General features: G+C 65.1%; 16 protein-coding genes and 1 pseudogene. 12 read left to right on the plus strand and 5 right to left on the minus strand.

Features of this window, described 5'->3' with window-relative positions; genetic code table 11:
- The first annotated feature begins 223 nt into the window (after positions 1–223).
- From CAG11_RS20725 to CAG11_RS20775, 11 genes are all read left to right on the plus strand, one after another.
- Positions 224–1,255 carry an acyl-CoA dehydrogenase gene (locus CAG11_RS20725; protein WP_256578648.1) on the plus strand — a complete coding sequence of 344 codons (1,032 nt, stop codon included), beginning with the start codon at positions 224–226 and terminating at the stop codon, positions 1,253–1,255.
- Positions 1,252–2,010: a PIG-L deacetylase family protein gene (locus CAG11_RS20730; protein ID WP_085597715.1), complete on the plus strand. Its 759-nt coding sequence runs from the start codon at positions 1,252–1,254 to the stop codon at positions 2,008–2,010. The genes CAG11_RS20725 and CAG11_RS20730 overlap by 4 nt, the downstream gene beginning before the upstream one ends.
- Positions 2,007–2,606 carry a class I SAM-dependent methyltransferase gene (locus CAG11_RS20735; RefSeq protein ID WP_085597716.1) on the plus strand — a complete coding sequence of 200 codons (600 nt, stop codon included), beginning with the start codon at positions 2,007–2,009 and terminating at the stop codon, positions 2,604–2,606. The genes CAG11_RS20730 and CAG11_RS20735 overlap by 4 nt, the downstream gene beginning before the upstream one ends.
- Positions 2,603–3,325: a glycosyltransferase family 2 protein gene (locus CAG11_RS20740; protein ID WP_085597717.1), complete on the plus strand. Its 723-nt coding sequence runs from the start codon at positions 2,603–2,605 to the stop codon at positions 3,323–3,325. The genes CAG11_RS20735 and CAG11_RS20740 overlap by 4 nt, the downstream gene beginning before the upstream one ends.
- An 87-nt stretch (positions 3,326–3,412) precedes the next feature.
- Positions 3,413–4,573: a zinc-dependent alcohol dehydrogenase gene (locus tag CAG11_RS20745; RefSeq protein WP_085597718.1), complete on the plus strand. Its 1,161-nt coding sequence runs from the start codon at positions 3,413–3,415 to the stop codon at positions 4,571–4,573.
- Between the two features lie 18 nt (positions 4,574–4,591).
- The gene (locus CAG11_RS20750; RefSeq protein ID WP_085597719.1) at positions 4,592–5,524 is read left to right on the plus strand and encodes a DUF72 domain-containing protein; all 933 of its coding nucleotides are present in this window, start codon (positions 4,592–4,594) and stop codon (positions 5,522–5,524) included.
- Entirely contained in the window at positions 5,521–6,297 is a 777-nt protein-coding gene (locus CAG11_RS20755) for an endonuclease/exonuclease/phosphatase family protein (RefSeq protein WP_085597720.1), read from the plus strand. The genes CAG11_RS20750 and CAG11_RS20755 overlap by 4 nt, the downstream gene beginning before the upstream one ends.
- Positions 6,294–7,502: a cardiolipin synthase ClsB gene (gene clsB / locus CAG11_RS20760; RefSeq protein ID WP_085597721.1), complete on the plus strand. Its 1,209-nt coding sequence runs from the start codon at positions 6,294–6,296 to the stop codon at positions 7,500–7,502. Before CAG11_RS20755 ends, clsB begins: the two co-directional genes overlap by 4 nt.
- Positions 7,499–8,452, plus strand: coding sequence for a lysylphosphatidylglycerol synthase domain-containing protein (locus tag CAG11_RS20765; RefSeq protein ID WP_085597722.1), 954 nt, complete (start codon positions 7,499–7,501; stop codon positions 8,450–8,452). The genes clsB and CAG11_RS20765 overlap by 4 nt, the downstream gene beginning before the upstream one ends.
- A gap of 281 nt (positions 8,453–8,733) precedes the next feature.
- Positions 8,734–8,991 (plus strand): DUF6555 family protein, encoded by a 258-nt coding sequence (locus CAG11_RS20770; protein WP_085597723.1) that lies wholly within the window; start codon positions 8,734–8,736, stop codon positions 8,989–8,991.
- Positions 8,988–9,230 (plus strand): hypothetical protein, encoded by a 243-nt coding sequence (locus tag CAG11_RS20775; RefSeq protein ID WP_256578649.1) that lies wholly within the window; start codon positions 8,988–8,990, stop codon positions 9,228–9,230. Before CAG11_RS20770 ends, CAG11_RS20775 begins: the two co-directional genes overlap by 4 nt.
- A 7-nt stretch (positions 9,231–9,237) precedes the next feature.
- On the opposite strand, the gene CAG11_RS20780 is transcribed toward CAG11_RS20775, so the two are convergent.
- The 3 genes from CAG11_RS20780 to CAG11_RS33835 are packed head-to-tail and all read right to left on the minus strand — an operon-like array spanning position 9,238 to position 11,282.
- Positions 9,238–9,993, minus strand: a complete 756-nt coding sequence (locus CAG11_RS20780; RefSeq protein WP_085597725.1) for a S9 family peptidase — start codon at positions 9,991–9,993, stop codon at positions 9,238–9,240.
- Positions 9,983–11,080, minus strand: a complete 1,098-nt coding sequence (locus CAG11_RS20785) for a DUF3182 family protein (protein ID WP_085597726.1) — start codon at positions 11,078–11,080, stop codon at positions 9,983–9,985. Before CAG11_RS20785 ends, CAG11_RS20780 begins: the two co-directional genes overlap by 11 nt.
- Before the next feature lie 52 nt (positions 11,081–11,132).
- Positions 11,133–11,282 carry a hypothetical protein gene (locus CAG11_RS33835; protein ID WP_177409154.1) on the minus strand — a complete coding sequence of 50 codons (150 nt, stop codon included), beginning with the start codon at positions 11,280–11,282 and terminating at the stop codon, positions 11,133–11,135.
- A gap of 339 nt (positions 11,283–11,621) precedes the next feature.
- Here CAG11_RS33835 and CAG11_RS20790 point away from each other — a divergent pair.
- Positions 11,622–11,789 (plus strand): annotated as a pseudogene (locus tag CAG11_RS20790) (general stress protein); the annotation flags it as partial.
- A gap of 47 nt (positions 11,790–11,836) precedes the next feature.
- On the opposite strand, the gene CAG11_RS20795 reads toward CAG11_RS20790, so the two are convergent.
- Positions 11,837–12,661: a sensor histidine kinase gene (locus CAG11_RS20795; protein ID WP_371857907.1), complete on the minus strand. Its 825-nt coding sequence runs from the start codon at positions 12,659–12,661 to the stop codon at positions 11,837–11,839.
- Positions 12,662–12,775: 114 nt separating this feature from the next.
- Positions 12,776–12,943, minus strand: coding sequence for a hypothetical protein (locus CAG11_RS34555; protein ID WP_371857903.1), 168 nt, complete (start codon positions 12,941–12,943; stop codon positions 12,776–12,778).
- Between the last annotated feature and the right edge of the window lie 128 nt (positions 12,944–13,071).

Consider the following 13,071-nt stretch of genomic DNA (forward strand, 5'->3'; position numbering starts at 1 on the left):
CGCCGCTGCGCTGCGCCCGAATCCCCTGGAGGACCCGTCGCCATGGACATCGAACGATATATCCGCAAATTCGCGTACCGGATCCGGGAAACCCAAGGGCGGGCGACCACCTCACCCGGGGGCAAGCACAGGCGGGCCGCCCCGTGCTGTGGGCTGGCCGCTGCCGTGCGAACCCACCCAGTTGGGCCAGGCCAAAGACTGAACGCAAGATCGAGGAGCTGATATGCACGGGAATTTTTCATTGACCAGGCTGGATACCTGCCTGCGTGAATGGCCATTGGGCTCCCCACTCGAGCCCCGTGCCCTGGCACGGCTCATGGAGCGACTGGTTGGCCAGGGTCTCGACCGGCTGCCGTTGCCCGGCCAGGGCCAGACCCTGCTGCGCTGGCAGGCCCTGGCCCGGGTGGCGGCCTGCGACCTGAGCTTGTGCAAGCTCTATGAAGGCCATACCGATGCCCTGGCGATCATGCGGTACTGGTCGGCGCCACTGCCTCCCGCAGACAGTACCTGGGGCATGTGGGCCGCCGAACCACCCCAGGCCAGGGTCACCCTGCACGCTACCCGGCATGCCGGCGCTGTGCGCCTGCGGGGGCTCAAGGCCTGGTGCTCCGGCGCCTCGCTGCTGAGCCACGGGCTGTTGACCGCCTGGGATGCCGAAGACCGCCAGTACCTGGTGGCCGTCGCACTGGACCAGAGCGGCGTGCAAGTCACGGGCAATGGTTGGCAGGCCGTCGGCATGGCCGCCAGTCAAAGCGTCGAGGTGGTGCTGGACGGCGCCCATGGGCAATTGGTCGGCCCGGCGCACGGTTACCTGCAACGGCCCGGGTTTTGGCAGGGCGGCGCGGGTATCGCCGCCTGCTGGCACGGCGCGGCGCAAGCCATCGGCCAGGCCCTGCGCAGGCATTGCACCGAACGTCCCGAGCCCCATGCCCTGGCTCACCTGGGCGCCGTGGACTGCGTATTGCAAGCCAGCGCCAACCTGGTGCGCAGCACTGCACGCTGGATCGACCAGCATCCAACGGCCGCGGCCGAGGTACCGGCACGCCGTCTGCGCGCCGCCTGCGAGGCCAGTGCCACGCAAGTACTGGAACACGTCGGCCGGGCCCTGGGAGCCACGCCCTACTGCCGCGATGCACACCTGGCCCGGCTGTTCGCCGACCTGCCGGTGTATTTGCGCCAAAGCCATGCCGAGCGCGATCTCGCCGTCCTCGGTGGCCTGGTGGCCGCGCACCCGGAAGGAGACTGGTTGCCATGAACGCCAATCCGATCATCGGCAACGGCACGTCGCCCGGGGCCTGGAACGCTTCGAGCCGGCTCGCCGCACTCGGGACGGTGACACCGCAACAGTTGGTGCCGGACGGAGCGCGCGCGGTGATCGTCTCGCCCCACCCCGACGACGAAATCCTCGCCTGTGCCGGCTTGCTCCAACAGCTGGCCCGGATGCAGCGCCAACTCGTGCTGGTCTCGGTCACCGACGGCTGTGCCAGCCATCCCGGCTCGCGCTACTGGACGCCGCGCCGCCTGGCGCAGGTGCGTCCCCGGGAAAGCGCTGTGGCCCTGGCGCGCCTGGGCCTGGCGCCGGAGCACATGACCTGGTTGCGCGCTGGTTTGCCGGACACCGCCGTGGCCCGCCACGAGCGAAGCTTGCAGGCTTTTCTGCAACGCTGCCTGCAACCTGGCGATGTGGTCTTCACTACCTGGCACCAGGACGGCCACAGCGATCACGAAGCCTGCGGTCGTGCCTGCCTGGCAGCGGCCCGAGAGGTGGATGTCCGGGTCCATGAAATACCGGTCTGGGCCTGGCACTGGGCCCTACCGGAAGATCCGCGCTTGCCCTGGCACAGGGCGCGCAAGCTGTTGCTGGATGCCCCGACCCTGGCCCGCAAGCGTCACGCGGTACACGCCTTCACCAGCCAGATCAGCCCCGACCCGCTGAACGGGAACGCCCCGGTCCTGGGCCCATTGACCCTGGAGCGCCTGCTGCGGGATTTCGAGGTGATATTCCTATGAGCGTCACCGACGACTATTTCGACCACTTGTTCGATGGCAACCCCGACCCTTGGGCCATGCGCTCTCGCTGGTATGAACAGCGCAAGCGCGACCTGACCCTTGCCGCCCTGCCCCGGCCCCACTATCGCCGTGGCCTGGAAGCCGGTTGCGCCAACGGCGAGCTGGCCCTGCGCCTGGCCGAGCGCTGCGACCGCCTGTTGTGCTGCGATACCTCGGCGCTGGCGGTACACGAGGCGCGCCAACGCTTGCAGCACCTGGACCAGGCCGAGGTACGCCAGGCACGCCTGCCCCGGCAATGGCCGGACGGGAGCTTCGACCTGATCGTCATCAGCGAACTGGGCTACTACCTCGACCTGCAAGACCTGCAACGCCTGATTGCCCAGGCCCATGACTCACTGGCCACGGACGGCACGCTACTGGCCTGCCACTGGCGTCACCCCATCACCGAATGCCCGCTGGACGGCGACCGGGTGCACCGGCAACTGGCCGCGCAACTGCAATTGCCCAGCTTGCTGCGCCATGTGGAGGCCGACTTCGTCCTTGAGGTATGGGGCACTCGTGCCACCTCGGTGGCCCAGCGCGAGGGCCTGGCATGATCGGGGTAGTGATCCCCGCCCACAACGAGCAAGCCTTGCTCGCCCAGTGCATCCAGGCCGTCGAGCAGGCTGCCCGGCATCCGCATCTGGACGGGGAACAGGTGCGGATCCTGGTGGTGCTCGATGCCTGCGACGACGACAGCGAAGCGCTCGTGGCGGCGGCTGGCATCCAGGGACTGAAGGTCGACGCACGCAATGTCGGTTATGCCCGGGCGGTGGGCAGCGACTACCTGATCGCCCAGGGTGCACGCTGGATCGCCTGCACCGACGCCGACAGCGAAGTCGCCCCGGATTGGCTGGTGGCCCAGCTGTCCCTGGGAGCGCAGATGGTCTGCGGTACGGTGCAGGTCCGCGATTGGGGCGAGCTGCACGAGGGCGTCCGCCAGCGCTATGCCCAGGCCTATACCCAGGCCGATGGCCATCGGCATATCCACGGCGCCAACCTGGGTTTCTGCAGCACGACCTATTTGCGTTCCGGCGGTTTCCTGCCGGTGTCGGCCCATGAAGATGTGCAACTGGTACGCACCTTCGAGCGCCTGGGTGCGCGCATCTGCTGGAGCCAACTGCCCCGGGTGACCACCAGCGCCCGCCTGCTGGGCCGCGCCAACGGCGGGTTCGCCGATTACCTGCGCCAGCTGGCGCTGGAGCAGCAGACGAGCACCGCACCGCTGGCGGACCAGTCGTCCCAGGCCTGCGGCAATAATTTGAACGGCGCCTGAACCCCTCCAGTCGGAACAGTGAAGAGTCCCGGCACCGCCTGCCGCACCTATTGCAAGGCGTTGCCCTGTTCCCCAGGAGGACCTGCCATGAAAGCCGTTGTATTCCATAGCGTGGGCGATATCCGCCTCGACGACGTCGCCGAACCCACCTTGCTGGCTCCCACCGACGCCATCATCCGCGTGACCGCCTCGGCGATCTGCGGTACCGACCTGCATTTTGTCCGTGGCACGGTGGCACCGATGAAGCCCGGCACCATCCTTGGCCATGAAGCAGTGGGCATCGTCGAACAGCTGGGCACTGACGTGCGCAATCTGCAAGTGGGCGACCGGGTAGTGGTGCCCTCCACCATCGCCTGTGGCAATTGCTCCTATTGCCGGGCCGGTTATTACGCCCAGTGCGACGACGTCAATCCCCATGGCAAGGAAGCCGGCACTGCGTTCTACGGCGGCCCCGAGATCACCGGGCCGTTCCATGGCCTGCAGGCGGAAAAGGCGCGGATTCCCTTCGCCCATATCGGCCTGGTGAAGCTGCCGGACCAGATCAGTGACGACCAGGCGATCCTGCTCTCGGATATCTTCCCCACCGGTTACTTCGGCGCACGGCTGGCCGAGGTCAGCGACGGCGACACCGTGGCGGTGTTCGGCTGTGGCCCGGTGGGCCAGTTCGCCATCGCCAGCGCCAGGCTGCTGGGCGCCGCCCGGGTGTTCGCCATCGACCACCATCCGGACCGCTTGCAAATGGCTCGCCGGCAAGGCGCCGAGACCATCGACTTCGACCAGGAAGATCCGGTGGCCACCCTCAAGCGGCTGACCGCCGGCATCGGTGTGGACCGGGCCATCGATGCGGTGGGGGTGGACGCCGAGCATACGTGCCATGGCGATGACGGCCAGCCAGCGCGCAGCGGACAATGGCAACCTGGCAACGCTCCGGACCAGGCCCTGCAATGGGCCGTCGAAGGCCTGGCCAAGGCTGGCACGCTATCGATCATCGGCGTCTATCCGCAGCAGGCACGCAGCTTTCCCATCGGCCTCTCGATGAACAAGAACCTGACCATCAACATGGGCAACTGCCACCACCGCAAGTACATTCCGACGCTGATCGACATGGTGCTGAACCAGCGCATCGATCCGGCCAGTATCCTGACCCAGACTCGGCCGATGGACGACGCCATCGCGGCCTTCGAGGCCTTCGACCGGCGCGAGCATGGCTGGATCAAAGTGCAACTGCGCCCGCAGCCCGAGCTTTGAGCGGCAGGAGCACCCAGCATGAGCAGCAAGGTCCATATCGGCATTTCCGGCTGGCGCTATGCCCCTTGGCGCGGTGATTTCTACCCCAGGGGACTGGCCCAGAAAGATGAACTGGCCTTCGCCTCGCGAGCGGTGGGCAGCATCGAGATCAACGGCTCGTTCTACGCCCTGCAGACGCCCGAGCGCTATGCCGGCTGGGCCGCACAGGTGCCCGCGGAGTTCGTCTTCAGTGTCAAGGCGCCGCGCTTCATCACCCATGTCCGGCGCCTGCGGGACATCCACGAGCCACTGGCGAACTTCTTCGCCTCGGGGCTGTTCCAGCTGGGCCGCAAGCTGGGGCCGATCCTCTGGCAGTTCCCGCCGAGCTTCAAGTTCGATCCGGCCCTGTTCGAGCAATTCCTCGCCCAACTGCCGCACCAGGGCCGTATGGCCCGGCAACTGGCCCGGGACTGCAACGAACGCCTGCGGCGCGAGGGCTACCTGGACATTCCCGCCGACGCAGCGCTGCGCCATTGCGTGGAGATCCGCAACGCCAGTTTCCTGGAGCCGGCCTTCGTGGCGCTGCTGCGCCGATATAACGTCGCATTGGTGGTGGCCGACACCGCCGGCAAGTGGCCCTGGATCGAGGAATTGAGCGCCGACTTCGTCTATGTGCGCCTGCACGGCGACCAGCAAATCTACAGCAGCGGCTATAGCGACCAGGCCCTGGAACGCTGGGGCCGGCGCATCGAGCTATGGCGCCAGGGCCGGCAACCGGCCGACGCCCGGCGCATTCCCGGATTCCAGGACATGGGGCGCGACCGAAGCGGCGCGCGGGACGTCTATTGCTACTTCGACAACGATATCAAGGTGCGCGCGCCCTACGACGCTCGTCATCTGCTGGAACGCCTCGGCCTGGCCGATACCCTGGCCGTAGAGCCCGGACATCTGCCCGAAGGCGACTGGCAATGAACGGCATGTCCCTGTCCAGGCCGGAGCAGGCACCGGCTGTGGCTTCGCTCAAGGTGCTGACGGTGAATATCCACAAGGGCTTCACCTTCCTCAACCGGCGCTTCATCCTGCCCGAACTGCGCGACGCGGTGCGCAGTACCGGCACTGACCTGGTGTTCCTGCAGGAGGTGCTGGGCGATCACAGCCACCACGCCAAGCGCTTCGACAACTGGCCCCAGCAACCCCACTACGAATTCCTTGCCGACAGCATGTGGCACGAATTCGCCTACGGGCGCAACGCGGTGTACCCCGAGGGCGAGCATGGCAACGCCCTGTTGTCGAAGTACCCGATCCTGGGCCACCGCAACCTGGACGTTTCGCAACAGGGCGACGAACAGCGCGGGCTGTTGCATTCGGTGCTGGCCGTGCCGGGGCGCGAGGTGCACGCGATCTGCGTACACCTGGGCCTGCGCGAAGCTCATCGGCAGTTGCAACTGGGCCTGCTGTGCGAACTGGTAGCGAGCCTGCCGCCACAGGCCACGGTGATAGTCGCCGGCGACTTCAACGACTGGCGCCTGCGGGCCGATGCACTCTTGGCCGAACAGGGATTGCACGAAGCCTTCGTTCGCCATCGCGGGCGTGCGGCCCGCAGTTTTCCCGCACGCTGGCCCCTGCTGCGCCTGGACCGCATCTATGTACGCAACGGCCGCACCTGCGACCCCCGGGTGCTCTCCACCCGACCCTGGTCGCACCTGTCGGATCACGCGCCGCTGGCAGCGCAGGTCTGGCTATGAGCCCCGGCTGGCGCGATGGCAACCGCATCGAGTTGCTGATCAACGGCGAGCAATTCTACCCCCGGGTACTGGCGGCCATCGCCGATGCCCGCCAAGAGGTGCTGCTGGAGACCTTCATCCTGTTCGAGGACAAGGTCGGCTGCGCGCTGCAGCAAGCCCTGATCGAAGCGGCCCGACGCATTTCCCGGGTGGAGATCACCGTCGACGGTTATGGCAGCGCCGACCTGGGCGCGGACTTCGTCGCACAGATGGTCGACGCCGGGGTGCGGGTCCACCTGTTCGATCCGCATCCCCGCTTGTTCGGCTTGCGTACCCACCTGTTCCGCCGCCTGCATCGCAAGGTGCTGGTGATCGATGGCCAACGGGCGTTCATCGGCGGCTTGAACTTTTCTGCCGATCATCTGCGTGACTTCGGTCCGATGGCCAAGCAGGACTATGCAGTGGACGTACGCGGGCCGGTGGTCGCCGATATCCGCGCCGCGGCCCTGGCCACCCTGGCCCAGGTCACTCCCGCCGGCCCCTCGCTGCCTGCGATGCCGCCTTGCGGCCCGGCAAGCATCCGGCTGGCGATCCGCGACAACCAGCGACACCGCGACGATATCGAGACCCAGTACCTGCAGGCGATCCGCGCTGCCCGCCAGCGCCTGATCCTGGCCAATGCCTATTTCTTTCCTGGCTACCGCGTGATCCGCGAGCTGCGCAATGCCGCACGCCGTGGCGTGGAGGTCAGCCTGATCCTCCAGGGCCAGCCAGACCTGCCCTGGGCTCGGGGGTTCTCACGGTTGCTGTACAACTATTTGATGCGCGATGGCGTGGCCATCCATGAATACGTCCGCCGACCACTGCACGGCAAGGTGGCCCTGGCCGACCACGACTGGGCCACGGTGGGCTCCAGCAACCTCGATCCCTTGAGCCTGTCGCTGAACCTGGAAGCCAACCTGATCATCCGCGACGTCGATTTCAACCAACGCCTGCATCGCCACCTGGAGCGGCTGATGACCCGCCACTGTCGCCAGGTCACCCAGCAGCGCTTGCTGCGCGGCCACTGGTGGCGCGGGCCGGTGATTTTCCTGTACTTCCACTTGCTGCGGCATTTCCCGGCCATCGCCGGCTGGCTGCCGGCCCACCGGCCGCGACTCGAATCGATACCGGGCCCGCCTGGACGCCAGTGCCAGCAGCCCCTGGAACGGGAGCACAGTTCATGAACGGCGGGCGCCATGGCTGGCTGGTATGCGCCCGGCGCCTGCTCAACCTGCTGTTCCTGGTGCTGGTGCCGGTACTGCTCTGGCGACTGGCCAGGAACCTGCAATGGCACGAGGTCAGCCAGGCCGTTGGCGCCTATAGCGCCACTACCCTGCTGCTGGCGCTGGGGGCCACAGTCCTGAGCTTTGCCTTGTACAGCAGCTACGACCTGCTCGCCGGACACTACGTACGCCACTCCTTGCCGACCCGCCAGGTACTGGCGCTGGGATTCGTGGTCTATGCCTTCAATCTCAACCTGAGCGCCTGGGTCGGTGCTATCGCCCTGCGCTACCGACTGTATTCGCGCCTGGGCCTGGAGGTGGGCACGATCACGCGGATCCTGAGCTTCAGCCTGGCCACCAACTGGCTGGGCTACCTGCTGCTGGCCGGCATGCTGTTCGCCCTGGGGCTGGTGCGCTTGCCGGACCACTGGACCCTGGGCAGCAGCGGCCTGCGCATGGTGGGTGGCGCGCTGCTGGCGGTGGCCGCCGCCTACCTGCTGGCGTGCCGCTTCGCCAAGCGCCGAACCTGGCGCTGGCGCAACCAGTGCCTGGAACTGCCCGGCACGACCATGTCGCTCATCCAGGCCGCGTTGTCATCGCTCAATTGGATGCTGCCGGCGCTGGTGGTGTTCCTGCTGTTGCCCGTCGGCGCCAGCTATCCCCAAGTGCTGGGGATCATGCTGATCGCCAGCATCGCCGGAATCATCACCCACATCCCGGCCGGCCTGGGTGTACTGGAAGCGGTATTCATCACCCTGCTCCAGCATCAACAGGGCAAGGGAGCGGTCCTGGCGGCTCTGCTGGGCTACCGGGCAATCTACCTGCTGCTGCCACTGGCCCTGGCAAGCATGGTCTACCTGGTGCTGGAACGACGGGCCAAGGCCCTGCGTCAGCAACGCCAGCGCGCCTGAGTTGTCCAGGCACAGATATGAACAACTAACAAGCGGACCGCGCCAATAAAGCCACGACCAGGAAAAGTTGTAACTTGCATGGCCATGCAACGCCTGCTCGTAGTGAGCAACTAGTTACCCAGCGCCATTAAAACGCCATAGTCGCTAAAAATTGAAAATAGTTTTTTGATAAAACATACGGCTCTGGCAGCTTGTACTAATTTGAATTGTCGAACAATCGATTTTACTTTGAATTCTTCACCCTGCATGGATATCGACTAGTTGTGTACAAGGAGATATTCATGAGTCAGGAAACCATCTACAAGATCCAATATCTGCTGCATGGCCAACCAAGATTCTTCATCATCAGGGCCAAGACCATGGATAACGCCAAGGCTTGGCATTGGGCCAGTTGCGACGCGGGGGTAGGGATCATTCCCAAGTCCGATCGTGACCCGGTCAGGAGAGTTTCCCGGCCACTGGCGGAAAAGTACGGGATAACCGACGTCAAGTGGTTCCAGTCGGCCCCGCTCTGTTGGACAACGGAGGGCCAGCAATGAAACCCCAATCGACCAGGAAACCAGCCGCCAGGGACTGGGACGCGGAGATAGCCGAAAACACCCGGATGTTCTACGAAGCCGACCGGCTGGATGACTTGGCCTACCAGATCATCGGCAATGGCGCCTGTGACCAACAGGTCTGGGCGCGCTATTCCCAGGCCAAGAACCGGGCGGACGGCAAACGCCGTGAAGCCTTCGCCCAGTGGTTGAGCATCCGGCGGGCCATGCAGCGCGGCTGATCCGCCCTCAGTTCCTGGGGCTGATGCTCAAGCGCTCGCCGACCACCATTTCCGTGACCCAATCCACCAGGATCGTGGTGTAGGCCTCCTGGGAGGTTTCGCTGGAGAGCGCGTGGTCGGCGTCGTCGATGATGCGATGGGTCAGCGAATGGCTGCGCTGGAAAGCCGCCCGATAACTCATGATGGTGGCGTGGGGCACATGCTCGTCGTGCTCGGACTCCACCAGCAACACGTCGCCACGAAACCCTGCGCAAGCCTGCAGCGCCCGATTGCCCCGCGCGTCGATGGGGCTGGCCCGATAGCGCTTGAGATCCTCGCGATCCAGGGCGCGCTTGGGCACCAGCCAGCCCTGATCGCGATAAATCGCCGGAACCCGGAGCGCCAGCCAGCGCACCCGGCGCAACTGGCTGAGGATGGTCGCCAGATAGCCACCGTAGCTGGTGCCCACCACCGCCACGGCCGCCGGATCGACGGCTGGATGGGCCACCAGGTGGTCATAGGCGGCAAGCACGTCCTGCAAGCTGTCCTCGCGCGTTACCTGGGCCTGGCGCCGATTGGCCGCACCGTGGCCGCGCAGGTCGAAGGTCAGGCACAGGCAGCCCAGGCCAGCGATGCCCCGGGCCCGGTTGAGGTCGCGCTCCTGGCTCCCGCCCCAGCCGTGGACGAACAACACGCCAGGGACCCTTGCCTTGGGGCTGAGCAGGTTGCCCACCAATCGTTGCGCTTGGACATCGATCAGGATCTGTTCGCTGTTAACCGCCATGGGCCTGCACCTGTGCATACTTGAGAAGAAAGCCGCCCGCCTCGTCAGGCCCGCGATATAGCAGCACCGCGTCCGGCGGCAATAGTTGCTCCTGGTCAGTCTCGCAGGTCCGGGCCCGCAGCCAATCCACCTGCGGCTGCTGGCGAAACACCTGCAGGGCCGCCAGTTCCGCGCCCGTGGCCCCGCCCACGCGCCACGACTGCTCCAGCACCCCGAGCCTGGACCGGCCATCGTGGCCCAGCCCGCATACCACGTCGTAGTTGCGCCGCGAAGCGAAGAAGCCTGGCAAGCAGGCCGTGGCCGCCGCGTCGTAGATCCGGGCATGCTCCACGGCCTGGCGCACTTGGGGATCCAGATCACGTTGCAGCAACTGGGTATAGTCCCCTCGCGCCAGCCACAGCTCGGAACCGGCGTATACCGGCTCGCCGCGCGGGTTGGGCCGCTGGTACTGACGACCGTGGTAGCTCATCAGCAAGCCGTCGATCAGGACCTGGCCCACGCTGTAGGTGCGGGCGTGGTGCAAGTTCTCCTCCAGCACCAGGCCCTGGCGACAGGTATCGCTGTCCAGTTGCCCGAGCCAATGTTCCAGGTCCTGGGCAGTGCGCAGCACCGCCTGGCCCACGCCGCCGCTGGCCTGGACCTGCTTGACGCGCAATTCGGCCGACCCCAGGTACTGGCGGGCGATACGCCGGGCATCGGCGATGTCGAATACCGTCAGCCCCGGCAGCACCACCTGGCGCACCTGGCGGCAGAACTGGGGATTCCAGCCGACAGGCCGATAAGCGGCGCTCCTAGGCAGCGGATGGGAAATCGCCTTGCTGGCCATGAAGGCCTGCTGCACATGACCTCCCAACAAGTCCTGGGCGCCGCTGACGCCCAGCTCAAGGCGCTGTTCGCCGATCAGAGTGCGCGTAGGCACCAGGTACATGCCGATACGAGGCATGGGCTCCTGCCAGTCGCCATCGAACGGCCAGCCGAGGATCTCGGCCAGCCAGCGGGCCAGGTTGAGGTTGGTCTGGCGCTCATGCAGTGCAGCGCCAACATGGCAGTGGGCCACGACCCTGCGAATGATGGAAGGTTCTGGCATCGTCCTGGCTCCCGTTCGAGCACTGCCATGGCTTGGCGCCGGCAGCGCGGTTTCACTTGTCCCGGGATTCGGGCTGGCTCATCTGTACCGAGGCCTTGGAGCGGTCCTTGTCCTTGTCGCCGCTGTTTTCAAAACACCCCTGCAAGGCCAGGAGAACAGCGAGCAACAGGGTTATTCGGGAACTCTTCACAACGTTGTTCATGGCACACCTCAACAATAAGGTAGGTAGTCATTCAGTAGAAAAACCTGACTGGCACAAGTTCAAGATTCAACGTCCCAGTAATGACCGACTATCGAGCCACCCATATGAATACCAAATACATCCATATGAGTGTTTATTTATAGGCTCAGGTTTAGCGAGCGCCGCTTGCTTATAAAAAATCGTCCGTAAACGAACTAGCTCATTGCCAGCCACTGCCATTCATCGCCACGGCGAAGATATTTTTCGACCTTGGGAATTTTCCTGTACTCCCAGTTAATGCTCACTATGTAGTGAGCACTGATATTTCATCACCAAGAGGAAATCATCATGACTACTAAAGGCAATAACAACCCGGGCAACTTCGCCAACGATCGCGAAAAAGCATCCGAAGCCGGGAAAAAAGGCGGTCACGCTTCCGGCGGCAACTTTGCCAATGACCGTGAAAAGGCCTCTGAGGCTGGCAAGAAGGGTGGTCAGCACAGTGGCGGCGGGCATGGCCGCAGCTGATACCTGAGGTGATTGCGCAAGGGCTCCGGCCCTTGCGCCTTTCATCCTTACGCCGCCGGGAGCGTCACCCGGAACGTGGTCCCCGCCTCCTTTGACGATTGCACCTGAATTTCCCCGCAGTGCCCCGCGACGATCTGTGCGGCGATGAACAAGCCCAGCCCCAGGCCTGAAGAAGCCCCCCGCTCATAACCGCTGCCGCCAGCGCTGAACAACAGCGGCATCGCCTCGGTGGCGATGGGTTCTCCATGGTTGTGCACTTCAAAGCAGATCTGGGTCGGATCACGCACCAGGCGCACCTCGATAGGCTGCCGAACATCGCCGTGTTGCACGGCATTGCCCAGCAGGTTGGCGAAGACCTGGCCCATGCGCCCGGGATCGAACAGACCATTGAGCGCTTCCCCCTCCGCGAACAAGACCCGCACCCCGGGGTAGCAGGCACGCACCTCGTCGACTATCTGGGTGCAGAGTGCAGTCAATTCCACAGGTTCCTTGCGGATCTGGATACCTTCGCCCAGGTTGGCCCGCGCCAGGTCCAACAGGTCGTCGACGATCCGGTTGGCTCGCCGCACGCTGGCACCGACCTGCAGCGCCAGATCCTGCTGGCGGCCCGCCGGTACCGAACGCACCAGCAGGTCGGCGCCCATCAACACCGCTCCCAATGGGGTTCGCAAGTCATGGCCGAGGATGCCCAGGAACAGCTTGCGAGTCTGCTCCAGAGCCGCCTCGAAGGATGCGATGGACTCAGTGAGCGCTTGGTCGATGGCCTCGTTGAAGCGCAGCATGTCGTCGGTGCGGGAGGCTTTCACCTCCTGCTCGTCGGACAACCACAAGCGCAGCACGCTGGCCCGCAAGGCCCGATACTCGGCAACCATCTGGTTCAAGGTGAAACCCGCCGACCAGCGCGCCTGGGCATGGTTCTGCGCCGCAATGTCGGCATCGGCGACCGGGCCACGGCCCTGGGACTTCTCGAACTGCTGCGCATCGCTCTACGGAGTGAGCATATCCTGGGCGATGCACCTGAGAATGTGCTCGGCCTGGTTGCGCAGGCCCTTGGCGTCCTGGGTCGGATAAGGGGTTTCGATGGATCTGGCGAACCTCTCCCATTCCAGCAGGATCGATTCCATGTGAGTGAGAATGAAATTGGCGAGTCGCATGGAGGCTCCTTGCGGCATCCCCAAGCCACGGCGGTCCGCTGCAACTGCCCCAACGGTGTCCTCGATGACCACGGGTGCCGACGTCATTGGATTCTCGCTGGCGACTCCACTTCAGGTGGCGCCGGCGG

This window comes from Pseudomonas sp. B6(2017), from assembly GCF_002112765.1.
GTDB lineage: Bacteria > Pseudomonadota > Gammaproteobacteria > Pseudomonadales > Pseudomonadaceae > Aquipseudomonas > Aquipseudomonas piscis.

What these genes read in the sequence shown, in the direction of transcription:
- CAG11_RS20725 (WP_256578648.1), top strand. Translation starts at nt 224, where the DNA reads ATGCACGGGAATTTTTCATTGACCAGGCTGGATACCTGCCTGCGTGAA.
- CAG11_RS20730 (WP_085597715.1), top strand. Translation starts at nt 1,252, where the DNA reads ATGAACGCCAATCCGATCATCGGCAACGGCACGTCGCCCGGGGCCTGG.
- CAG11_RS20735 (WP_085597716.1), top strand. Translation starts at nt 2,007, where the DNA reads ATGAGCGTCACCGACGACTATTTCGACCACTTGTTCGATGGCAACCCC.
- CAG11_RS20740 (WP_085597717.1), top strand. Translation starts at nt 2,603, where the DNA reads ATGATCGGGGTAGTGATCCCCGCCCACAACGAGCAAGCCTTGCTCGCC.
- CAG11_RS20745 (WP_085597718.1), top strand. Translation starts at nt 3,413, where the DNA reads ATGAAAGCCGTTGTATTCCATAGCGTGGGCGATATCCGCCTCGACGAC.
- CAG11_RS20750 (WP_085597719.1), top strand. Translation starts at nt 4,592, where the DNA reads ATGAGCAGCAAGGTCCATATCGGCATTTCCGGCTGGCGCTATGCCCCT.
- CAG11_RS20755 (WP_085597720.1), top strand. Translation starts at nt 5,521, where the DNA reads ATGAACGGCATGTCCCTGTCCAGGCCGGAGCAGGCACCGGCTGTGGCT.
- clsB (WP_085597721.1), top strand. Translation starts at nt 6,294, where the DNA reads ATGAGCCCCGGCTGGCGCGATGGCAACCGCATCGAGTTGCTGATCAAC.
- CAG11_RS20765 (WP_085597722.1), top strand. Translation starts at nt 7,499, where the DNA reads ATGAACGGCGGGCGCCATGGCTGGCTGGTATGCGCCCGGCGCCTGCTC.
- CAG11_RS20770 (WP_085597723.1), top strand. Translation starts at nt 8,734, where the DNA reads ATGAGTCAGGAAACCATCTACAAGATCCAATATCTGCTGCATGGCCAA.
- CAG11_RS20775 (WP_256578649.1), top strand. Translation starts at nt 8,988, where the DNA reads ATGAAACCCCAATCGACCAGGAAACCAGCCGCCAGGGACTGGGACGCG.
- CAG11_RS20780 (WP_085597725.1), bottom strand. Translation starts at nt 9,993, where the DNA reads ATGGCGGTTAACAGCGAACAGATCCTGATCGATGTCCAAGCGCAACGA.
- CAG11_RS20785 (WP_085597726.1), bottom strand. Translation starts at nt 11,080, where the DNA reads ATGCCAGAACCTTCCATCATTCGCAGGGTCGTGGCCCACTGCCATGTT.
- CAG11_RS33835 (WP_177409154.1), bottom strand. Translation starts at nt 11,282, where the DNA reads ATGAACAACGTTGTGAAGAGTTCCCGAATAACCCTGTTGCTCGCTGTT.
- CAG11_RS20795 (WP_371857907.1), bottom strand. Translation starts at nt 12,661, where the DNA reads ATGGTTGCCGAGTATCGGGCCTTGCGGGCCAGCGTGCTGCGCTTGTGG.
- CAG11_RS34555 (WP_371857903.1), bottom strand. Translation starts at nt 12,943, where the DNA reads ATGCGACTCGCCAATTTCATTCTCACTCACATGGAATCGATCCTGCTG.